This window comes from Streptomyces sp. NPDC056503, assembly GCF_042794995.1.
Classification (GTDB): Bacteria; Actinomycetota; Actinomycetes; order Streptomycetales; family Streptomycetaceae; genus Streptomyces.
The window spans coordinates 1-21,359 of record NZ_JBHTST010000101.1 but is presented as its reverse complement, the minus strand read 5'-3'; the positions used below and the strand labels follow the sequence as shown (position 1 = coordinate 21,359).

General features: G+C 73.6%; 17 protein-coding genes. 5 read left to right on the top strand and 12 right to left on the bottom strand.

Annotated elements, in window-relative coordinates; all coding sequences use genetic code 11:
* The first annotated feature begins 18 nt into the window (after positions 1-18).
* Positions 19-1,257 (top strand): styrene monooxygenase/indole monooxygenase family protein, encoded by a 1,239-nt coding sequence (locus ACFQ8C_RS26170; RefSeq protein ID WP_383461867.1) that lies wholly within the window; start codon positions 19-21, stop codon positions 1,255-1,257.
* Here the strand turns inward: ACFQ8C_RS26170 and ACFQ8C_RS26165 are convergent.
* The 4 genes from ACFQ8C_RS26165 to ACFQ8C_RS26150 all read right to left on the bottom strand — a co-directional run bounded on the left by ACFQ8C_RS26165 (position 1,227) and on the right by ACFQ8C_RS26150 (position 4,779).
* On the bottom strand, positions 1,227-2,612 hold the full coding sequence (locus ACFQ8C_RS26165) for an NlpC/P60 family protein (RefSeq protein WP_383461865.1): 1,386 nt from the start codon (positions 2,610-2,612) through the stop codon (positions 1,227-1,229). The genes ACFQ8C_RS26170 and ACFQ8C_RS26165 overlap by 31 nt on opposite strands.
* Before the next feature lie 89 nt (positions 2,613-2,701).
* Positions 2,702-3,019, bottom strand: coding sequence for a hypothetical protein (locus tag ACFQ8C_RS26160; protein ID WP_383461863.1), 318 nt, complete (start codon positions 3,017-3,019; stop codon positions 2,702-2,704).
* A 37-nt stretch (positions 3,020-3,056) separates the two neighbouring features.
* Complete coding sequence (locus ACFQ8C_RS26155) at positions 3,057-3,779, bottom strand: TetR/AcrR family transcriptional regulator (RefSeq protein WP_383461861.1); 723 nt, start codon at positions 3,777-3,779, stop codon at positions 3,057-3,059.
* Positions 3,780-3,843: 64 nt separating this feature from the next.
* Complete coding sequence (locus ACFQ8C_RS26150) at positions 3,844-4,779, bottom strand: diiron oxygenase (protein WP_383461889.1); 936 nt, start codon at positions 4,777-4,779, stop codon at positions 3,844-3,846.
* Between the two features lie 170 nt (positions 4,780-4,949).
* Between ACFQ8C_RS26150 and ACFQ8C_RS26145 the strand changes: the two genes are divergently transcribed.
* Positions 4,950-6,065, top strand: coding sequence for a ferritin-like domain-containing protein (locus ACFQ8C_RS26145; protein ID WP_383461860.1), 1,116 nt, complete (start codon positions 4,950-4,952; stop codon positions 6,063-6,065).
* A 19-nt stretch (positions 6,066-6,084) separates the two neighbouring features.
* Here the strand turns inward: ACFQ8C_RS26145 and ACFQ8C_RS26140 are convergent, their stop codons facing one another.
* The 8 genes from ACFQ8C_RS26140 to ACFQ8C_RS26105 form a co-directional block, all read right to left on the bottom strand.
* Complete coding sequence (locus tag ACFQ8C_RS26140) at positions 6,085-7,752, bottom strand: penicillin-binding transpeptidase domain-containing protein (RefSeq protein ID WP_383461858.1); 1,668 nt, start codon at positions 7,750-7,752, stop codon at positions 6,085-6,087.
* On the bottom strand, positions 7,749-9,140 hold the full coding sequence (locus tag ACFQ8C_RS26135; RefSeq protein ID WP_383461856.1) for an FtsW/RodA/SpoVE family cell cycle protein: 1,392 nt from the start codon (positions 9,138-9,140) through the stop codon (positions 7,749-7,751). Before ACFQ8C_RS26135 ends, ACFQ8C_RS26140 begins: the two co-directional genes overlap by 4 nt.
* 211 nt (positions 9,141-9,351) lie before the next feature.
* Positions 9,352-10,566 (bottom strand): ATP-binding protein, encoded by a 1,215-nt coding sequence (locus tag ACFQ8C_RS26130; RefSeq protein WP_383461887.1) that lies wholly within the window; start codon positions 10,564-10,566, stop codon positions 9,352-9,354.
* A gap of 125 nt (positions 10,567-10,691) precedes the next feature.
* Positions 10,692-11,537: a hypothetical protein gene (locus tag ACFQ8C_RS26125; protein ID WP_383461854.1), complete on the bottom strand. Its 846-nt coding sequence runs from the start codon at positions 11,535-11,537 to the stop codon at positions 10,692-10,694.
* Positions 11,538-11,813: 276 nt separating this feature from the next.
* A complete protein-coding gene (locus ACFQ8C_RS26120) occupies positions 11,814-14,045 on the bottom strand; it encodes a HEAT repeat domain-containing protein (RefSeq protein WP_383461852.1) in 2,232 nt (743 codons plus the stop codon).
* Between the two features lie 384 nt (positions 14,046-14,429).
* Positions 14,430-14,711: a hypothetical protein gene (locus ACFQ8C_RS26115; RefSeq protein ID WP_383461850.1), complete on the bottom strand. Its 282-nt coding sequence runs from the start codon at positions 14,709-14,711 to the stop codon at positions 14,430-14,432.
* Between the two features lie 539 nt (positions 14,712-15,250).
* A complete protein-coding gene (locus ACFQ8C_RS26110; protein ID WP_383461849.1) occupies positions 15,251-15,388 on the bottom strand; it encodes a hypothetical protein in 138 nt (45 codons plus the stop codon).
* Complete coding sequence (locus ACFQ8C_RS26105; RefSeq protein ID WP_383461848.1) at positions 15,385-15,582, bottom strand: hypothetical protein; 198 nt, start codon at positions 15,580-15,582, stop codon at positions 15,385-15,387. The genes ACFQ8C_RS26110 and ACFQ8C_RS26105 overlap by 4 nt, the downstream gene beginning before the upstream one ends.
* A gap of 282 nt (positions 15,583-15,864) precedes the next feature.
* On the opposite strand from ACFQ8C_RS26105, the gene ACFQ8C_RS26100 reads away from it, so the two are divergent.
* The 3 genes from ACFQ8C_RS26100 to ACFQ8C_RS26090 all read left to right on the top strand — a co-directional run bounded on the left by ACFQ8C_RS26100 (position 15,865) and on the right by ACFQ8C_RS26090 (position 20,368).
* On the top strand, positions 15,865-17,379 hold the full coding sequence (locus ACFQ8C_RS26100; protein ID WP_383461885.1) for a M4 family metallopeptidase: 1,515 nt from the start codon (positions 15,865-15,867) through the stop codon (positions 17,377-17,379).
* A gap of 116 nt (positions 17,380-17,495) precedes the next feature.
* Entirely contained in the window at positions 17,496-19,319 is a 1,824-nt protein-coding gene (locus ACFQ8C_RS26095; protein ID WP_383461846.1) for a DUF262 domain-containing protein, read from the top strand.
* A gap of 8 nt (positions 19,320-19,327) precedes the next feature.
* Positions 19,328-20,368, top strand: a complete 1,041-nt coding sequence (locus ACFQ8C_RS26090; protein WP_383461845.1) for a CBS domain-containing protein — start codon at positions 19,328-19,330, stop codon at positions 20,366-20,368.
* Positions 20,369-21,359: the final 991 nt, after the last annotated feature.

Sequence of the window (21,359 nt, the reverse complement as noted above, 5' to 3'; positions counted from 1 at the left end):
TCGCCAGGAGCACCACCCATGCGGAAGATACTCATAGTCGGCGCCGGACAGTCCGGTCTCCAGCTCGCCCTCGGCCTCCAGTCCCAGGGGTACGAGGTCACCCTGATGTCGAACCGGACGGCGGACGAGATCCGCTCCGGCCGCGTCATGTCCACCCAGTGCATGTTCGACACCGCGCTCCGGCACGAGCGCGACCTCGGCCTCGACTTCTGGGCGTCCCAGGCCCCGAGGATCCAGGGCCTCGGCGTCTCCGTCGCCGGGCCCGACTCGGCCCGCGTCATCGACTGGGTCGGCAGGCTCGACGGCTACGCCCAGTCCGTCGACCAGCGCGTGAAGATGGCCGGCTGGCTGGAGACCTTCGCCCAGCGCGGCGGACAGCTCGTCATCCACGGCGCGGCCGTCGGCGACCTCGACTTCTTCGCCCGCCGCTACGACCTGGTGCTCATCGCCGCCGGCAAGGGCGAGCTGGTCTCCATGTTCGGCCGGGACGCCGACCGCTCCCCGCACAGCGAGCCGCAGCGCGCGCTCGCCGTCGCGTACGTGCACGGGCTCGGCCCGCGCCCCGAGCACCCCGAGTTCGACGCGGTCCGCTGCAACCTCGTCCCCGGTGTCGGCGAGCTCTTCGTCATGCCGACGCTCACCACCGGCGGCCGCGCCGACATCCTCTTCTGGGAGGGCGTCCCCGGCGGCCCGCTCGACGTCTTCCAGGGCGTCAAGGACCCCTCCGAGCACCTGGCGCTCACGCTGGAGCTGATGGAGAGGTTCACGCCCTGGGAGTACGCCCGCGCCACCAAGGTCGAACTGACCGACGCCGGCGGCACCCTGGCGGGCCGTTACGCCCCCACCGTCCGCAACCCCGTCGGCCACCTCCCCGGCGGCGGCCTCGTCCTGGGCGTCGCGGACGTCGTGGTCGCCAACGACCCGATCACCGGCCAGGGCTCCAACTCCGCCTCCAAGTGCGCCGCGGCCTACCTCTCCGCGATCGTCGAGCACGGCGACAAGCCCTTCGACGAGGAGTGGATGCGGTCCGCCTTCGACCGCTACTGGCGGATCGCCGAGCCGGTCACCAAGTGGACCAACGCGATGCTGGCGCCGCCGCCGGAGCACGTCCTCCAGCTGATCGGCGCGGCCGGCGAGCTCCAGCCGATCGCCGACCGCTTCGCCAACGGCTTCGACGACCCGGCCGACTTCGAGAACTTCTTCTTCGACCCGGAGAAGGCCTCCGGCTACCTGGCCTCGGTCGCCTCCGGCGCCTGACCCTCCCGGTCGTACCCCTCGTCCGAACCCTCCCGGGCGCCCTCGGGGAGGACGGGCGGGGCGTACGACTCCAGGGGCGTGCCGCCCGGGTCCGGGCGCACGGCCCCGAGCAGCGGGTTCGAGGCGACGGGGGAGACCTTCACCCGGGCGCCGGGGCGAGGGGCCTGTACGACCAGGCCCTCGCCCAGATAGAGCGCCACGTGGGTGGCGCCCGGGAAGTACACCACCAGGTCCCCAGGCCGCAGCCGGTCCAGCGGCACCCGGGGCAGCCGCGCCCACTGCTCCTGGCTGGTGCGCGGGATCTCCCGGCCGGCCGCAGCCCAGGCCCGCTGCGTGAGCCCCGAGCAGTCGTACGCCTCCGGACCCTCGGCCCCCCACTCGTACGGCTTCCCGAGCTGCCCGACCGCGAAGCGCAGCGCCTCCGACCCCGCCTCGGACGGGGTGCGGGTGAGGTCGAGGACGCCGGAGTCGAGGAGCTCGCGCTGGGCGCCGGCCGTCTGCTCGCGCTCCAGCTCGGTGAGGCGCGCCAGCTGCCCGGGCGAGAGCGAGGCGAGCAGTGCCTCGACCTCCGCGAGCTTCTTCCGCACCTCGTCGCGCCGGGCCCGCTGTCGCGCGGCGAGGGTCCGCTGCCGGTCGAGCGCGGTCCGGGAGGCGCCGGCCAGGTCGGCGGCGCGGCGTTCGGCGGCCAGGAGGCGGGGGACGGCGGAGGCCCGCTCGCGGGCCGTCCGGTCCAGCAGATGCCGTGCGTCGAGCGCCGACTGGGGGTCGGGGGCGAAGAGCAGTCGCAGCGGCGCGGCGTACGAGGTCCGTCCCTGGTACTGCTCGCGGGCGAGCCGTCCCGCCTCCGCCCGCCCCCGGGCGAGGGCGGCCCGGGCGCTCTCCAGTCCGGCGGCGACCCTTCGCCCCTCGGCCTGCTGGACCCTCAGCCGCTCCTCGGCGGCGTTGAACCGCTCGGTGGCCTCCTCGGCCTGCCGGTAGAGCGTGCGCAGCCGCGCGAGCAGCGCGGCCACGGAGTCACCGCCGGAGGGGGGCAGGGCGGCGGCGTCGTCGGCGTAGGGGCCGGGCTCAGGGCCGGGGCCGGTGTCGGTGTCGGCGCCAGGGTCGGCGTCCGGGATCTCGGGGAGGGTGGTGTCCTGCGGGACGGTGTCCTCCTGGAGGGTGTCCGGGCGAGCGGCGTCCGGGTCCACCGGCCCCACCGGTTCCGCCGTCGGGTCCGCCCAGGCGATCGGGGCGGAGCCGACGGCGGTGCCCGCCGGGGGTTCGGGTGGCGCCGGCGCGGCCGCGGCCGTGCCGGTCAGTGCCGTCAGCGCGGCCAGGGCTCCCGTACAGACCGTGCGCAGCAGCCTTCGCGACACGTCACCACCACCTCCAGAGCGGGCTCCGGAGGCATCATGGCGCGGGCGTTCATCCGATTACCGTACGGATCGGGGCGCGCCCCCGTCTGTCACCCGTTCGGCTCCCCGTCGGGCCTCGGGGACGGCTCCCCGTCGGGCCTCGGGGACGGCTTCGACCACGGCCACTTCAGCTCGCGCCGCTCGCGGCCCTCGGGGGCGTACGCGTAGACCCAGCCGCGCTGGAGCCCGAGCCGCCGGGTGTGGCCCGCGGGCTCGCGCCGGTACGCGTAGAGCATGGGCGGCCGGCCGTCGTGGGCCGGGACCGGCACCTCGTACCACTTCGGCGGGTGGCCGGTCGCGCCGAGCAGGATGGGCAGCACCCGCCCGTCGAGGGGGCCGCCGCGGAAGGGGGTGTTCTCGCTTCTCACCCCACCAGTCTCTCCCGGCCGCTCCCGCCGCGGGGGCTCACAGCAGGTGCGCCGCCTCGCCGACGAGGGGCGCCAGCCGGCGGACCAGGCCGGCGACCGGCCCGTCGGGACGCTCCTGGGCGAGCAGCCGCCGGACGACCGAGGCGGTCTCCGGGTCGCTCGCGGAGCCGGCCGCCAGGAGGGCGACCAGTTGGTCGACCAGCCAGTCGCGCAGCTCGCCGGCGGCCGGCCGCTTGCCGTCGTCGAGCCAGATGAGGGAGGCCGCCTCGACCGCCGCGATCCAGGCGCGGACCAGCATCCCCAGCCGCGGGCCCGGCCGCTCCGCGCCCAGGTGCAGGAAGATCTGCCCGGCCGCGGCCCGCCGCACCTCGTCCACGATCGACGTGGTGTCGGAGGTCTCGACGACGCTGCCGCCGCGCAGCAGCGCGCTGAAGCCGGCGTCGTGACCGTCCACGAAGGCGAGGTACCGGTCGAGGACCCGGCCGAGCCGCTCGGTGGGCGGCCCGTCCTCGGGTTCGGCGAAGCAGCGGTTCAGCGCCTCGGCGGAGGAGCGCAGCGCGGCCTCGTACAGCTGCTGCTTGCCGCCGGGGAAGTAGCGGTAGACCAGCGGCCGCGAGACCCCGGCCGCCTCGGCGACGTCGTCGAGCGACACGTCCTCGGGGGCCCGGTGCGCGAAGAGCCCCAGCGCGGCCTCCAGGAGCTGGCCGCGCCGCTCCTCGACGCTGAGCCGGCGGTACGCGGGGGAGGCGGCGCTCGTCATGTCCGCAGCGTAACCCCGGTACGCCCGCCTCCGGACCCCCGTCCCCCGCGGCCGCCGGGCGTGCTCAGGCCAGCAGTCCCGAGGACCGCCAGAGCCGCCGGCCGGGGCCGCGCAGCACGCCGATGTCGTCGAGGAAGTCCGTCAGGCGCCTGGCGCCGGACCGCATGACCTCCCTGCGGTGGCCGCTCGCCCGGACCTCGGCGACCGCCTGCCGCCGGTCCAGGCCCACCGCGTCGTACACCGCGGGGTTGACGAAGCAGGTGGAGAAGACGCGGGCGGCCTCGCCGCAGCTGAGCCGGGTGAACTCCTGCTCCCAGCGCGGCGCCGTCACCATCTGGCGGCGCAGCTCCTCGCGGGCGTACCGGACGTGCCGGGCCTCCTCCACCACGTGGATCCGGGTCACTCCGCGCACCAGCGGCTGGACCCGCTCGTCCGGGAAGGTCAGCCGCTGCATCCAGTCCAGGATCTCCTCGCCGAGGAGGGTGGCGGCGAAGGAGCCGGGGGTGGTGGAGACGGTCTTCAGCACGCGGCCGAGGTTGTGGTAGATCCGCGGCACCGGGTACTCCCCGGTCCCGCTCTTGCGGATCAGCCGGGCGAACATCATGGAGTGCCGGCACTCGTCCGCGATCTCGGTGAGCGCGTACCCCACGTGGTGGCTGGTCAGCGGCTTGTCGTAGACGTGCCGGACGAGCAGCTGCATCAGGATGACCTCGAACCAGATGCCCAGCGAGGCGAGCGAGGCGGCCTCGTGGCGGGAGAGGTCCATCCGCTGCTCCTCGGACATCCGCCGCCACAGCGGGGTGTCGTAGAGGGAGACCAGCTCCGGCGGCCAGTACCACCTGGCGGCCTCGAAGGGCGCGTCCCAGTCGAGTTCGGCGTCGGGGTCGTGGGAGTGCTTGCGGGAGGACTCCAGGAGTCGTTCGGCGAGCCGCTCGCGGTCGCGGAGCGGTCCGAGCGCGTCCCGCAGCTGGGTGAAGTCGGGCTCGGTGAAGGGACTCATGGCGCGGGACACCTCGCTGGCGTCGAACTCGGGGTTACCGTCGGTCACTTGCTATCAGACTGCCCGTCAGCAAGCCCGTCAATCCCTTGCGCGCGACTTGTTGACGCTTCGTACAGCAACGTGTGAGCCTGCTGGCGGCGGCAGGACGCCGGTGCCCGAAGGAGTGGTCGATGTCGACGCACGAGCTCTACGTGAACCCCCCGTCCGGACCCGGCCGGGAGATCCCGGCGACCGGCGAGGCCCGTTTCTCCTGGGAGTACGACATGGCCGACGCCGGCCGTGAGCGGCTCCTCGCCCTCTACCAGAAGGGCAAGGACAAGCAGTGGGACGGCGCCCGCCGTATCGACTGGGACCTGGAGGTCGACCCCTACGACCCGCTCGGCACCCCCGACGAGGCGCTCGCCCTCCACGGCACCCGCCACTGGGCCAAGCTCACCGAGAAGGACAAGGGCGAGCTGCGCCGCCACTACGCCTCCTGGAACTTCAGCCAGTTCCTCCACGGCGAGCAGGGCGCCATGGTCTGCGCCGCCCGGATCGTCGAGTCCGCGCCCGACCTCGACGCGAAGTTCTACTCCGCGACCCAGACCATGGACGAGGCCCGGCACGCCGAGATCTACGGCCGCTTCCTCCACGACAAGATCGGGATGCTCTACCCGATCAACGACGACCTCCAGACCCTCCTCGACGACACCCTCCGCGACTCCCGCTGGGACATGCCCTACCTCGGCATGCAGGTGCTCATCGAGGGCCTGGCCCTCGCCGCCTTCGGCATGATCCGCGACACCACCGACAAGCCGCTGCCGAAGCAGATCCTGGCGTACGTCATGCAGGACGAGGCCCGCCACGTCGCCTTCGGGCGGATGGCCCTGCGCGACCACTACAAGCAGCTCACCGAGGCCGAACTGCGCGAGCGCGAGGAGTTCGTCATCGAGGGCTGCTACCTGATGCGCGACCGGCTGCGCGGCGTCGAGGTCCTGGAGAACTTCGGCATCCCGAGGAAGGAGGCGGAGGAGTTCAGCGAGCGGAACGACTTCCTGCACCTCTTCCGGAAGCTGCTCTTCAGCCGGATCGTGCCCTGCGTCAAGGACATCGGCCTCTGGGGCGAACGCCTCCAGAAGGCCTACCTCGACATGGGCGTCTTCGACCTCGGCGACTCCAACCTCGACCTCCTCATGACCCAGGACGAGGAGATCGCGGAACGGCTCGACGAGGAACGCTTCGCGACGGAGGAGCGGGAGCGCGTCGCGGAGGTCGCCGAGGCGATCGCGGACGGCGCGTCGGAGTAGCGGCCGGAGCCGCCCGGGCTCAGCCCGTGCCGGGCGCCCGGTCGCCGGCGCCCGGGGCGCCGCGCGGACGGGCCGGGGGAGCCGTGGCCGGGGGCCGCCGGTCCCCCGCGCGCGGCGGTGCGGCCGGGGTGGTGGCCGGACGGGCCCCCGGGGCGCCGCGCGGGCGGACCGCCGGTGCCGGCTCCGCGCCCCGGGCGCCCCGCGCCCCGGGGGCGCCGCGGGACTCCGCATCGAGGCGCAGGGCCTCGCGCATCACGTCACGGGCGATCGGTGCCGCGCTGCCGCCGCCGCTGATGTCGGTGCGGGCCGCCTCCGCGTCCTCGACGACCACCGCGACCGCGACCGCGGGGCGGCCGGAGTCCTCGGCCTGGGCCCAGGCGATGAACCAGGCGTACGGGGTGCCCGTGTTGCCGAAGCCGTGCTGCGCGGTGCCCGTCTTGCCGCCGACCCGGGCGCCGGGGATCGCCGCGTTGGTCCCCGTGCCCTCCTCGACCGCCCGCACCATCAGCCGCTGGAGCTGTAGGGCGGTCGAGGGGCTCATCGCCTGCCGGTAGGGGCGGCGCGGGGTGCGGTCCACGGTCGTCCCGCCGGAGGTGGTCGTCCGGTCGACCAGGTACGGCTGCGCGATCTCCCCGGTGTTGGCGACGGCGGCCGCCACCATCGCCATCTGGAGCGGGGTCGCCGTCGTGTCGAACTGCCCGATCGACGACAGCGCCAGCTGGTCCGGGCTCATTGCGCGGTCGAAGTTGGACTTCGCCACCCAGGACGGCACCCGCAGCGTCGTGTCGTCGAAGCCGAACCGTTCCGCCGTGTCGACCATGTCCTCCAGGCCGACGTCCACCCCGAGCCCGGCCATCACCGTGTTGCAGGACCACTGGAGCGCGTACGCGAGCGAGGCGTCCTCGCAGCCCCGGGCCTCGTTCGGCAGCACCTGCCGGGTGCCGGGCAGCACGAAGGGGTCGGGGGTGTCCGTCGGCGCGTCCACGTCCCGTACGACGCCCGAGTCCAGCGCCGCCGCGGCCGTCACGATCTTGAAGGTGGAGCCGGGCGGGTAGCTCTGCCGCAGTGCCCGGTTGAGCATCGGCTGGTTGGGCGAGGTGGTCAGCCGGGTCCAGGCGTCCTTCACGTCCGCGCCGTTGCCGGAGAGCACCCCGGGCTCGTACGAGGGGGAGGAGACCAGCGCCAGGATCCGGCCGCTCGACGGTTCGAGCGCGACGACCGCGCCGCGCTTCCCGTCGAGCCCCCGGTAGGCCGTCTCCTGCAGGGAGGCGCGGATCGTGGTCACCACGTCGCCGCCGGGGGAGCGGCCCCGGGTGAGGTCGTTCCACAGCGGCAGCGGCGCCAGCACCGGGTCGGTGCCGGAGAGCAGCGCGTCCTCGGCGTGTTCGAGCATCGTGGTGCCGTACGTCTGGGAGGCGTAGCCGGTCACCGGGGCGTACAGCGGGCCCCGGCGGTAGGTCCGTTCCCAGCGCAGCTGCTGCCCGCTGTCCCGGGAGCCGGTCACCGGCTTGCCGTCGACGACGATCTCGCCGCGCGGCTCGGCCCAGCGGGCGATCGCGGCCCGCCGGTTGGCCGGATTCGCGTCCAGCTCGTCGGCCTCCACCAGCATCACCCGGGCGGCGTTGACCAGCAGCGCGACGAGCAGGACCAGGCAGAGCGCGGCGGCCCGCCGGATGTACCGGATCACCGGCCCGCCTCCACCCGCGCCGGCTCGCCCGTGTCCGCGGCCTCCGGCTGCGGCGCCCGCGCCGAGTCGCTGACCCGCACCAGGAGCGCGACGATCACCCAGTTGGTCACCACGGAGGAACCGCCCTGCGCCAGGAACGGCATGGCCATGCCCGTCAGCGGGATCAGCCCCATCACCCCGCCCGCGATGACGAAGACCTGGAACGCCACGATCGACGCGAGCCCGACCGCGAGCAGCCGCCCGAAGGGGTCCCGCAGCGAGAGCCCGGCGCGGTAGCCGCGCGCCACGAAGAGCGCGTACAGCAGGAAGAGCGCGGTGAGCCCGACGAAGCCCAGCTCCTCGCCGGCCGTCGCCAGGATGAAGTCCGACTTGGTGGCGAAGCCGATGAGGACCGAGTGCCCGAGCCCGAGGCCGGTGCCGAGCATCCCGCCGGCGGCGAAGGCGAAGAGCGACTGGGCGAGCTGCCCGGGCCCGTCGCCCGCCCGGATGGAGGCGTACGGATCCAGCCAGTCCTGCACCCGGCTGTGCACATGCGGCTCCACCGAGCCGATGAGGAAGGCCCCGGCGGCGGCGAGCAGCAGCCCGATGGCGATCCAGCCGGTGCGGCCGGTCGCCACGTACAGCATGATCACGAAGAGGCCGAAGAAGAGCAGCGAGGTGCCGAGGTCCCGCTCCAGGACGAGGACGCCGACGCTCAGCAGCCAGATCGCCACGATCGGACCGAGTACCCGCCAGGTCGGGAACTGGAACCTCCAGATCCGGCGGCCCGCGTACGCCAGCGCGCTGAGGTTGGCGGAGAGGTACGCGGCGAAGAAGACCGCGAGCAGGATCTTCGCGAACTCCCCCGGCTGGAAGGAAAGCCCGCCGATCCGGATCCAGATCCTGGCGCCGTTCACCGCCGGGAAGAAGATCGGCAGGATCATCAGGGCGAGCGCGGCGGCCACGGAGACGTACGCGTAGCCCTGGAGCGCGCGGTGGTCGCGCAGCACGAGCACGACCACGATGAAGAGCGCGACGCCGAGCGTCGACCAGACCAGCTGGGTGGTCGCCGCCTGGTCGCGGGGGGTCTCCAGGTCGAGCCGGTAGATCAGCACCAGACCGAGCCCGTTGAGCAGCACGGCGATCGGCAGCAGGAGGGGGTCCGCGTACGGCGCCCGGAACCGTACGGCGAGGTGCGCGAGGAGCGCGAGGAGGCCGAGGCCCGCGCCGTACCGCGCCGCGTCCGGCGGCACGGCCCCGTCGTGGGCGAGGCCCACCTCGGCGTAGCCGCAGACGGAGATCAGGACGGCGCCCAGGAGCAGGACCAGTTCCACCCCGCGCCGCTTCGGGACCCGGACGCCGGGCGGCGGCGCGTCCGGGGGCGCGTCCGTGCTCCGAGGTGCGGTCATGCTCGGCAACGTAGCAAGCCGTATGCCGTATGTCCCTTTTGTGTGACGGTGTGCCGTGGGTGTGCTTTGGGTCCGCGGCAGGTGTGTCGTGGGTGTGTCGTGGGTCCGCGGCAGGCGTGTCGGGGGTGTGCGGGGGAGGTGTGCCGGGGGTGCGCGGGGAGGCGTGCCGGGGGTCCGCGAGGGAGGTGGTCCCTTCCTCCGGGGTCTTCTCTCACCCCTCCGGGACGTCGTCCTCGAACCGCACGTACTCCGGCAGCCGGACCCGCGCCTCGGCCCCTTCGCCCCCCGGCGCGCGGCCGAACTCCAGCTCGGCGCCGACCACCTCCGCCTGCCCCACCGCGATCGTCAGGCCCAGTCCGTGCCCCTTGCCGCCGCTCTCGGTGCGGAAGCGCTGCGGGCCGGAGGCCAGGAGGTACTCCGGATAGCCCGGCCCGTGGTCCCGTACCGCCACCGTCGCCCCGTCCACCGTCACCACCACCGGCGGCCGGCCGTGCCGGTGGGCGTTGGCGACCAGATTGCCGAGGACCCGTTCGAGGCGCCGCCGGTCCGTCTCCACCGTCGCGGCCCGCGCGATCCGCACCTCCGTCTCCGTGCCCGAGGCGCGCACCACCCGCTCGACGAGCGGCCCGAGTTCGTGCACGGCCAGGTCGACGGTCTCGTTGCGGGCGTCGAGCCGGGAGATCTCCAGGAGGTCCTCGGTCAGCCCGCGCATCGCCCGCACCCGGTCCCGTACGAGCTCCGCAGGCCGCCCCTCCGGCAGCAGTTCGGCGGCGGCCGACAGGCCCGTCAGCGGGGTGCGCAGCTCATGGGCCACGTCCGCCGTGAACCGCTGCTCGTTCTGGAGCTTGCGCTGGAGCGAGGAGGCCATCGTGTCGAGGGCCCCGGAGACCGTCGCCACCTCGTCCTGCGGCCGCCGGGGGTCCTTCGTCCGGGGGTCGTCCACCCGGGCGTCCAGATCGCCCGCGGTGATCCGGCGGGCCACCTGCGCGGTGGCGTGGAGCCGCCGGGTGACCCGGGTGACGGCCACGACGCCGACGGCCAGGGTCGCCGCGATCGCCAGGATCGAGGAGCCGACGATCGACCGGTCGAGGGCGTCGATCGTCCCCGCGCCCACGCTGTGGTCGACGCGGACGGCGAGGGCGTGCCCGTCCGCCGGGCCCGCCGCCCACATGGTCGGCCGGCCCTCGTGGTCGGCGGTCATCGTGCCGCGCTCGCCCCGCGCGGTCAGCCGCCGCAGCCGCTCCGGCAGCCCGTCCGGGTCGAGCCCGGCGAACGGCGGCAGCGGCTCGCCCGCCTCGTACGACCGGGTGACCTCGGCGAGCCGGGACAGCGCCTTCTCCCGGGCGTCCCGCACGGTCTGCCCGGTCACGGAGACGTGCACCAGCGTGCCGAGCAGGGCGGCCAGCGCGCAGCACATCACGGCGATGAAGACGGCGGCCTTCCAGGTGAGCGTCGCGGTCCAGGCGGGCGCGCGGGGGCGGCGGGGCCGCGCGGCCCGGCTGGTCCATCGGGTCCATCGGGTCCATCGGGTCCGGCGGGTCCGGCGCGGGGTCACGGCGTCGGCTCCGGGCGGAGGGTGGGCGTGCGGGCGGCGGCGGCCCAGGGGGAGGCCGCCCGGGGCGCGGTGCCGGGTCCGGTGCGCGGGTCGGTGCCGGGTTCCGTGCGCGGGTCGATGCCGGGTTCCGTGCGCGGGGAGGCCGTGCGCGGGGAGGCCGTGCGGGGCGAACCCGGCGGGGCCCCTCGTACCGGCACGATCTCGTCCCGGGCCGGCAGCATGCTGTGCTGGCGCTCGTCCCACGACCAGGCGGTGCGGTACTCGTACCCGGGGATCCCCGCGGAGGCCGCCCGCACGATCAGGTCCCGCCCGGCCAGCTCCACGGTGACCACCTGGTCGACGGTGGACATGATCCGGGTGAGACCGCCCCCCTCGGCGAGGTACACCCGGACGGCGACCTGCTGCTCGGGCATCCGGATCCCGACGATCAGCTCGTCCCGGCCGTTCCCCGTGAGGTCCCGGTAGTACGGCGAGAGCACCGGGCACCTCGCCGGCGCGGTGTCGCAGGCGAGCACCGCCCGCGAGGTCTCCTCGTACAGCCCGTCGCCCCCGGTGTACGTGTCGGGGTGCGCGGCCACCTCGGCGCGCACCACCGCGACCGGGTCCACGGTCCGCACGTCCGCGCCCCGCACGGCGATCCCCGGCACCCGCTCGGTGTCGGTCTCGCCGTAGTCGACCGGAGGGTCCGAGGCGGGCGGCAGCTCGGGCCAGAGCCGTACGGGCCCCACCGCCGTCTCCGCCGGCCCGTCGCTCTTGAGCCCGCCCTCGCCGGCGCACCCGGCGAGCAGCGGGAGCGCGCCCAGCGCGAGGGTCGCGGCGAGCCGGACGGTACGGGGTCTCACACTGCTCCTCGGATCGTGACCGTTCCTGGTCGGAACGATAGGCAGTGTCCCCTATTGTTCAATTGTCGTCATTGTCATCCCGGCCTGAGTCGGGTGGCCGGCCCCGGTGGCAGGCCACCGGCGGCCGGCCACCGGGGCCGACCGGGCGGAACCCCGGGGTCGCCACCGCCCCGGAGGCCCCGGGCGGAATCCCAGGGCGCCACCGCCCCGGAGATCCCGGGCGGAACCCAGGTCAGGTCTCCAGCGTCCCGGAGGCCCGGGCGGAAACCCAGGTCGCTACCGTCCCTGGAGGCCCCGCAGCTCCATCCGGGCCAGTGCCGCCCGGCACAGCGTCAGGAGCTTCTCGTCCTGGTGGACGTCGTGGCTGCCGGAGGCGCCTTCGCGCGCGTTGTGCCGGCGGCGCCGGGTCAGTTCCGTGAGGATCGGCAGCTGCGCCGCCGAGGCGGCCGGGCCCATCTCGGCGAAGCACTCGGCGATGTCCACGCGCGCGTGCCGGTTCTCCTCCCAGGCCGCGAGCAGCACCGGCAGCGTCCGCTCCGTCTCCCCGGACACCCGCCACAGGGCCGCCGCGCACCGCACCCGCTCCCACAGGTCCCGGGACGTCAGCCCGGGCCGCAGCGCCCGCGCCGCCCCGGCCGCCGCCGGGCCGATCGCGCCCAGGGCCTGGGCCGCCGCGCACCGGTCGGCACCCGACGAGCCGGGCCGCAGCCACCGCACCAGGGCCGGGACCACGGCGTCCGCGTCGCCCTCGACCGCCCACAGGGCGCGTGCCGCCGTCGTCGCGACGGCCGACGTGTCGGAGTCGAGCAGCTCCCGCAGCTCCGGTACGGCCTCCCGGGCGGCGGGCCCGAACGCGCCGAGGGTCCGCGCCACCGCCTCCCGCACCCACTCCCGCCGGTACTCCGGTGCCCCGCGCAGGAGCCGCAGCACCTCGGGCAGCGCCTGGCCGCCGCGCACCGCCGCCAGCGCGTACAGCAGCGGGGAAGCCCGGTCGTACAGGTCCTCGTCCAGCTCCACCGCCGCCAACCGCCGCCGCAGCAGCGGCGCGAGCCCCACCGCGGCCGGGCCGAGCCCGTCGACCGCGTACAGCAGCTCGCGCCGCACCTCGCCCGGTCCTTCGAGCGCCCGCGCGAGCAGCGGCACCGCCCGGGAATCACCGCTCCGCGCCAGCGCGAGCAACGCGCCGTCCCGCCCGGTCCGGCCCGTCAGCTGCCCCAGCCCGCCGCCGACGGCGGGCGCACTGCCGGACACACCGGTCCCGCCGGACACACCAGCCCCGCCGGACACGCCGGCTCTGCCAAAGCCGCCGGGTCTGCCGGGACCGCCCGGCCCGCCCGACCCCCCGGTGAGCACGGCCGCGAGCGCGTCGGCCGCCGGGGCGCCCAGCTCGAAGAGGCGCTCCAGGAAGGAGGTGGCGGCGTCCCGCAGCCGGGCGTCCGGATCGTCCAGCTGGGCTCCGACGAGCGCCACGACCTCCTCGTACCGTCCCCGCCAGAGCCGTATCAGCCCCCCGCACAGCCAGATCGCGTCGGACCGCTGCCCCGGGTCGGGACTGCGCAGCTGCGCGAGGATCAGCGCGATCCGGTCGTCCACCCGGTCGTCCAGAGCCCCGTGCAGGGTGCGCAGCAGCTCCTCCGTCCACGGTGTCCGCCGGCCCGCCACATGGTCTTCGAGCAGCTCCCGCACCTGCCCCACCAGCGTCACCGGCATCCGGGCGGGCCCCGGTTCGCCGCCCCCGTCCTCCGGCTCCGGCCGCGGCGCCGTCCGGATCTCCTCCAGGAGCTCCGTCACCCACCGCACGATGTCCTCCGGGATCCGCCCCGGCGCGCAGCGCGCGAGCTGCGCCAGCGCCGCGAGCCGCAGCCCCGGGTCCTGCGCCGCCCGCGCCAGCCAGCCCAGCCAGTCGACGGTCTCCGCGCGCAGCGAGGCGTGCCGCAGCGCGATCCGCCCCACCGCCGCGACCAGCGCCAGCCGCACCTCCGTGTCGGGCTCCACGGTCAGCCGCTCCCGCAACAGGGTCAGCACGAGCGCGGGCTCCGGGTGCAGCGACGCCAGCGCCACCGGTGCGGCCAGCCGCACCTCGGGGTCGGTTCCGTCGAGCAGGCCCAGGAAGACGTCGGCGCCGGCGGCGACTGCCGCGGCCGCCATGGCGAAGTTCGCGGCCGGGACGAACTCGGCGTCGTCCGGCCCCGGTCCGGCCGGCCCGTCCAGGTCGTCGTCCTCGTCGTCCAGCTCGATCCCGCCGATGCTGGTGAGCAGTTCGACGATGCCGCCGCGGTCCTGGACGGCGGGGTCGGCGACGAGTTCCAGGAGGAAGGGGATGCAGGCGAGGGTGGAGTCGTAGACGTCGCCCTGGTGGTGGACCGCGCCGTACATGCCGTCGAGGGCGGTCTCCCGTTCGGCGGGATCGGGCGAGGCGAGACCACGCAGCAGTGCCGGCACGTCGTCCGCGGGGCCGTACGCGTGCCCCAACGAGGCCCAGTCGACCTCCTCGATCCCCGTCAACATGGCCAGGCCGCCTTCCCCGTGAGCGCTTACCAGGCAGCAAGTGTGCACCAACGGAGGGACATCGACGCCGAACGGGCGTCACGCACCGTGCCAACGGCTCACGTTGCGCTCGGTTTGCGCCATGTACGGCCCGTGGTCCGGTCGTTGCGGACGGTATGGGCCGGGGTCGCGACCGTGGGGCGGTACGCGCGCGTGGGGCCCGTTCCACGGGACGCGGAACGGGCGGACGGTCACGTTCCCTCCCCCCGGAACCGCGCGAACGCGGGCGTCCCGTGCCGCACGGCGACCCGCCGCGGCTCCACCGTCGGCGGCCGCGCGATCCGCGGCACCGGACCGTGCTCGGGGTCGGTGTCCGCCGTCCCCCCCGCCGTCACCCCCCCGCCGTCACCCCGCCGCCCGTCCCGGCCATCCGGGCGCCGACCTCCCGCGCCTGTGCCGGGGTGAGCCGGGGTGAGCCGGGGTGAGCCGGAGGGTGGTCGTCAGGGTCCGCCCGTCCGGGAGCCGCACGAGGAGCGCCCGGGGCCGGTCGGCCGGCCCGACGAGCCCGATCGGCTCCGCGTCCACCGTCTCGGCGTGCCGGACCTTCCGCCAGGACCAGGTGGAGCCGGAGCGGTACGGCGAGCCCAGCGCCTTGGCGACGATCCCCTCCACGCCCGAGGCCCCCACGCCCGGGGCCCCACGCCCCGGAACCAGGCCCGGGCGGTCTCCTCGTCCTGGGTGGCCGGCACCCGCTGGAGCGGCGGGCCCGTCTCGCTCGGCGCCGTGCCGAGCAGCCGCCGGCGGTCGCGCGGCGGCAGCGCCCGGACGTCCCGGCCGGGTACGGCGCGCAGGTCGAAGGCGATGTACGGGACCGGGCCCCCGCCCCGTACCCGGTCGGCGTGCGGGCGCAGCAGGTCGGTGAAGCCGATCCGTCCCTCGCGGTAGGCGCACGGCCCGCCGTCCAGCACGATCCCGGCCGGCAGCCGCCCGGCCGGCGCCGCGGCGATGTCCGGGAACCCGGGGGAGAGGTCGCGCCGGGACCGCGACGGGAGCACCACCCGCCCGCCCTCCAGGACGAAGGCGAGCGCCCGGAACCCGTCGAACTCGCGGGAGTAAGGGAGTTCGCGCGGCGGCGGCGCTTGCGGGGGATCCCGTCCGCCACCCGCGGCCGCATGATCTCCACGGGCGGCGCGAACGCCACCCCGGTCCCGCCGCCGCCCCGGCGCTCACGGCACCTCCCCCGCCCTCCCGGAGTCGAACAGGGGCCCGAGCAGCTCCCCGTACCGCTCCAGACGTGGCGCGATGTCGCCCCTCGGGAAGGCGGGGGCGACGCACGCCTCGACCTCCTCCCGGGCGACCGTCACGGGCGCCCCGGGGCGAGAGCGAGCACGAGCACGAGCCGGTCGGCGACGGAGGGCGAGGAGGGCGAGAAGGCCGTCCACTGCGGGGTGCGGAACTCCACCACCAGGTCGGACGCCCACACCGGCGACGGCGGGTCCCGGGCCATCAGCCGCCGGGCCCGCGGGTCCTCGGTGTGCGGCACGGGGGTGGTGGCCACCCGGGCGGGCGTGCCGGGCGGCGGGTTCCCGGCGAAGAAGGGCTGCCCCCGGGCCCGTTCCGTATGTCGGATAGCGGACGCCTTGCCCCGGCCTTCGGACAACAGATGGTCAAATTCTTGTTGCATACCTGTCAAAGAGCCGATGTGGCTGGCACGCTCCCCTCCGCGTCACCCCCCACATGAACCCCCACGCGTTTCAGCGAAGGAGCCCGCGTGATCCGCCAGCAGTCCTCGCACCGCCGGACCGTCGTCCGCACCGCCGCCCTCGTCGCCTCGGCCGCCATGGTCGTCGTCGGAGTCCAGACCGGAACCGCCGGAGCCGAGACCCGCACCGAGACCCGCACCGAGGCCGCGAACGGGGCCACCGCCCTCGTCCTCGGCGCCCCGCAGCGGGCCGTGGCGATCCAGCAGGCCCAGGCGTCGGCCGCCGCCACCGCCCAGGCGATCGGCCTCACCGACCAGGAGGAGCTGGTCGCCCGTGACGTCGTCAAGGACGTGGACGGCACCGTCCACACCCGGTACGAGCGCACCTACGAGGGCCTCCCGGTGCTCGGCGGCGACCTCGTGGTCCACCAGCGGAAGAACGGCGCCCGCTCCACCACCAAGGCGACCGCCGCCCGCATCTCCGTCCCCACCACGAGCGCCACGGCCCGCGCCGCCGCCGGCGACTCCGCCCGCAAGGTGATCTGGGCGGCCGGCGGCAAGCCGGTCCTCGCCTGGGAGACCGTCGTGAAGGGGCTCCAGCACGACGGCACGCCCAGCGAGCGCCACGTCGTCACGGACGCCGCCACCGGCAAGGAGCTCCACTCCTACGAGGCGATCGAGACGGGCGTCGGCAACACCCAGTACAGCGGCCAGGTCACCCTCGGCACCGCCTCCGGCTTCACCCTCACGGACACCGCCCGCGGCGGCCACAAGACGTACGACCTGAAGGGCGCCACCAGCGGCACCGGCACCCTCTTCGCCAACTCCACCGACACCTGGGGCAACGGCCTCGCGAGCAACCGCGAGACCGCCGCCGCCGACGCCCACTACGGCGCGGCCGTCACCTGGGACTTCTACAAGAACGAGCTCGGCCGCAACGGCATCCGCGGCGACGGCGTCGCGGCCTATTCGCGCGTCCACTACGGCAACGCGTACGTCAACGCCTTCTGGTCCGACTCCTGCTTCTGCATGACGTACGGCGACGGCGCCGGCAACGCCAAGCCGCTGACCTCCCTCGACGTCGCCGGCCACGAGATGTCCCACGGCCTCACCGCCTCCACCGCGGGCCTCCGCTACAGCAAGGAGTCCGGCGGCCTCAACGAAGCCACCTCGGACATCCTCGGCACGGCGGTCGAGTTCTACGCGAACAACTCGTCCGACACCGGCGACTACCTCATCGGCGAGAAGATCGACATCCGCGGCAACGGCACCCCGCTCCGCCACATGGACAAGCCCAGCAAGGACGGCAACTCCGCCGACTACTGGTCCAGCAGCCTCGGCCGCCTCGACGTCCACTACTCCTCGGGCCCGGCCAACCACTTCTTCTACCTCCTGGCGGAAGGCAGCGGCACCAAGACCCTCAACGGCGTCACCTACGACTCCCCGACCTACGACAACTCCACCCTCGCCGGCATAGGCCGCCAGAAGGCCTACAAGATCTGGTACAAGGCCCTCACCGCCTACATGACCTCCTCCACCACCTACGCGGGCGCCCGCACCGCCACCCTCAGCGCGGCGACGGACCTCTACGGCGCGAACTCCGCCGAATACAACGCGGTCAACGCAGCCTGGAAGGCCGTCAACGTCAAGTAGCGGCGAAGCCCCCGGCAACCCCCACCCGACGTCTTCCTCTGAACCGGTTGACGGTCGTTCAACACCCTTGATTCGATGATCTGTTACATCACCGATCGAAGGTGGGGGAAGCCGGCGTGGCTCTCGACAACCCGGATCTCAAGGACGTGCTCAAGGATGTCGCCTCCGGCGTCCTGCAGCTTCCGGACTTCCAGCGGGACTGGAAGTGGGACGACGAGCGGATCCGGGCGCTCATCGCGACCGTCACACTGAAGTATCCGCTCGGCGTCGTCATGTCCCTCCACACAGGCGGGGAGAGCCAGTTCAAGGCGCGCACCCTGAAGGGCGCGGAGAGCGGCGACGGCAAGGCCCCCGACCTCCTGCTCCTCGACGGCCAGCAGCGGCTCACCTCGCTCTTCCAGGCGCTGCACCAGGACGGCCCGGTCGAGACGCGGGACGGCCGGGGCAAGGACCTGCGGCGCTGGTACTACGTCGACATCGCCAAGGCGGTCGGATCCCCAGCGGACCGGGACGACGCGATCGTGTCCGTACCGGAGGACAAGGTCCTCAAGCGGGACTTCGCCCGCACGGTCGTACTGGACCTGTCGACCACCGAACGCGAGTGCGCCGCCGGGTACTTCCCGCTGCACTTCGTCTTCGACACCCACCGGGTCGGCGCCTGGCAGCAGGAGTTCGTGCGGAACCCGGAGAACTGGCCGCTCTGGATGAAGTTCCAGGAGCAGGTCCTGAACAACATGCTCTCCTTCGACGTCCCGATGATCAAACTGGCGGCGTCGACCACGACGGACGCGGTCTGCGCCGTCTTCGAACGGGTCAACTCCGGCGGAGTGCCGCTGAACGTCTTCGAGCTGCTCACCGCGAGCTACGCGGGGGACCAGGAACACGTCGCGGCCCACGGCGACTACTACCGGCTGCCCGACGAGTGGCGGGAGATCAAGCAGGTCCTGACCCTCGCCTACCCGGTGCTCGGCCGCCCCGAGAGTGGACCGGAGGACGGGCTCAGCAGCAGCGACTTCCTCCAGGCGGTCTCCCTCGTGCGCACCTGGGAGGCGAAGCAGGAGGGGGCCGGAACGGCCGTGTCCTGCAAGCGCCGGGATCTGCTCAAGCTGCCCCTGGCGGACTTCCGCAGGCTGGCCCCGAGGGTGACGGCCGCCTTCGGCTGGGTGGGCGCGTTCCTGGAGCGCCAGTCCATCGCCCGTACGGGAGACCTCCCGTACCGTACGCAGCTGGTGCCGCTGGCGGCCGTGCGCGCGCTGATCGGCACCGGGACGGACACGCCGGCCGCGGCGGAGCGGATCGCCCAGTGGTACTGGTGCGGCGTCCTGGGCGAGATGTACGGCGGCTCCCTGGAGACCCGTTTCACCCGCGACGTCGAGCAGCTGATCGACTGGATCCAGGACGAGCGCGCCCCTCAACCCGACACCGTCGCGGAGGCCGCCTTCCTCGAAGACCGCCTCGACACCCTCTCGACCCGCAACAGCGCGGCGTACAAGGGCATCTACGCCCTGCTCATCAAGCAGGGGGCCGTGGACTGGCACTACACCGAGGGTCCGCTCACCCCCGGGCAGCTGGTGGAACGGGCCGTCGACGTCCGGCTGATCTACCCCAAGTCGTGGATCACCAAGAACCTCGCCGCCTGGCCCTCGAACGCCAACTGGACCGTGCGCGCGAGCTCGATCGTCAACAAGACGCCGCTGTCCCTCCGGGCCTCCAAGAGCATGGCCGGACCGCCGGCCGCCTACCTCAAGACCCTCACGCTCGAATCCGGCATGCGCCCCGAGTGGTTCGAGGACGTCCTGGCCACGCACCTCGTCGATGTGGAGGCGATGCGCGAGGACGACTTCGTCCGCTTCTACGAGACGAGGGCCCAGCGGCTGCTCGACCTCGTCGTGTCGGCGATGGGCAAGCGCACCGTCTCCCGCGACACGGCGGAGTGGTGAGCGCGGCCATGACGCAGAACCCCGGTGAGGAGCAGCTCCTCGCGCTGAAGGGCCGGCAGATCCCCGTCCAGGAGCTGCTCGCCCTCTTCGGCGTCCGGATGCGGAACGACCTGACGGTGCCCCGCATCGAGCAGGCCCTCAAGGACGCCGGCCTGACGACCCTCCCGTACTTCGGCACCTGCAACCACGGCGCGGACGTCCACGTGGTGGCCTGGCAGCCGCAGGCGGCCGACGCATCCGCCGCACCGCCGGAGGACCAGGACGGAGACGACCCCGAGGAGATGAGCCCGGGCGGCCTGCCCGCCCGGCCGCTGCGCATCGGCGACATCCCGTCGGCGACGGCCGGCCTGTTCTCCGTCGAACCCGACACGCCGCTCACCCAGGTCACCTACCTGATGCGGACGAAGAAGTACTCCCAGATCCCGGTGATCGAAGGGGGTACCACCCTCCGCGGTGTCGTGACCTGGAGCTCGGTGGCGAAGGTCTACGAGACGACGGGTTCGGCCGTCCTCGCCGAGGCCATGGTCGAGGACCCGCCCGTGGTCGAGGCCCACCACGACTTCTTCTCGCTGCTGCCCCGCGTGAGCGAGGACGGCTACCTGCTGGTCCGGGCGAGCAACGGAAGCTTCAGCGGCATCGTCACCGCAGCCGACATCACCCAGCGCTTCGACGTGACGGCCTGGCCGTTCTTCGTCGTCGGCGAGATCGAGTCCCGGCTGCGCAAGTGCCTCGGCGCCCGCATCGGCGAGGAGGCCATCCGCGCCGTACAGCTGCCGAGCATGCGCACCGGCCTGATCACCGATCTGATGTTCAACGGCTATGTGAAGCTGCTCGACGGCGACCAGCAGAACCCGGCCCTGCGCGTCCGCTCGGACCAGAACTGGGCGGCCCTCGGCTGGCCCGGGGTCGACCGCGTCCAGTTCGTCCGCCAACTGGACCGGGTCCGCGTCATCCGCAACGGCATCGCCCACTTCGACGCGGAACCGATGGCCCCCCGCTCCACCAAGGAACTCCGCGAATTCGTCGGCCTGCTCCGCCAACTCACCTGACGGCCCCCGGCACCGCCTCCAGGAGAGGTGGTGCCGGCCCCCCACGGACACAAAAAGAAGACCCCGCCCTCGGCTTGCGCCATGGGCGGGGTCTTCCGGCACTTCTCGCGAAGTGCCCCCGGCAGGATTCGAACCTGCGCACACGGCTCCGGAGGCCCTGTGTGCTTGAGGTATCTGTGCAGGTCGGTGACCTATGAGGGGCGGTCAAACCTTGGCGGTCCGCTAATGGGCCGCAGCTCGGGGCCAAGCGACTCCGTTTCGAGTCAGGGAAGCTGCCGACCCTGCATGCCTGCAGCCGACTCGTCACCCACCTGACGCAGAGGGTGGGTGATCAGCGCCGTGGCTTCTCGCCGTCACATCATCGCCGATGACCTCAGGGCCCAGATTTCGACGGGCCGCATCAAAGCCGGCGACCGCCTCCTCGCTGAGGCCCGTCTCGCCGCCCGCTACTCGGAGCCTTCTTTGGTCAGGTGCTTCTGAGTAGTGGATTAGAGGCCCGATCGGATGCGTCTAATCGGGCACGGGTAGGGCACGGCTGGAGGGAGGACGCGAGGATGCAAGATTCCCACTCGTCGGTGTCAGCCGCTGTCGGCAGGCACCCGGGCCACTTGCCGGGCGACACACCACCCTTAGCCAGACGTGCGGCCCTTCCCCTGCTTGTCTATTGCGGCAGCAAGTGCGAGGAGTGCTTCAACCTGAGCCATCCGTACGCGGGTCTCGGCTGTAAGCCCCCGCTTTTCTCCTCGCTCGGCCGCTTCAAGCAGCTCCTGAGCCTTGTGCGCATGTGCGGCGTAGTCAGCCATGAGACCTCCAACGTGGGTGATCCGTACCGTAGCGATCCACTAGAGGTGATGGGGGCAGTTTCGGCTGAGATCTCATGGGCCACCAGACCCACCGGCCTTCCTCACGACTCACCTTCGACTCCCATCCCGTCTGCCGTCGACCCACACACCGCACCTGCTCGGCTCTGCCTGGGTCGACGGCAGGCGGG

Bases quoted from the DNA above. Each gene is read 5' to 3' on its own strand.
- ACFQ8C_RS26170 (WP_383461867.1), top strand. From the start codon at position 19: ATGCGGAAGATACTCATAGTCGGCGCCGGACAGTCCGGTCTCCAGCTC.
- ACFQ8C_RS26155 (WP_383461861.1), bottom strand. From the start codon at position 3,779: ATGACGAGCGCCGCCTCCCCCGCGTACCGCCGGCTCAGCGTCGAGGAG.
- ACFQ8C_RS26150 (WP_383461889.1), bottom strand. From the start codon at position 4,779: ATGAGTCCCTTCACCGAGCCCGACTTCACCCAGCTGCGGGACGCGCTC.
- ACFQ8C_RS26145 (WP_383461860.1), top strand. From the start codon at position 4,950: ATGTCGACGCACGAGCTCTACGTGAACCCCCCGTCCGGACCCGGCCGG.
- ACFQ8C_RS26135 (WP_383461856.1), bottom strand. From the start codon at position 9,140: ATGACCGCACCTCGGAGCACGGACGCGCCCCCGGACGCGCCGCCGCCC.
- ACFQ8C_RS26120 (WP_383461852.1), bottom strand. From the start codon at position 14,045: ATGTTGACGGGGATCGAGGAGGTCGACTGGGCCTCGTTGGGGCACGCG.
- ACFQ8C_RS26100 (WP_383461885.1), top strand. From the start codon at position 15,865: ATGGTCGTCGTCGGAGTCCAGACCGGAACCGCCGGAGCCGAGACCCGC.
- ACFQ8C_RS26090 (WP_383461845.1), top strand. From the start codon at position 19,328: ATGACGCAGAACCCCGGTGAGGAGCAGCTCCTCGCGCTGAAGGGCCGG.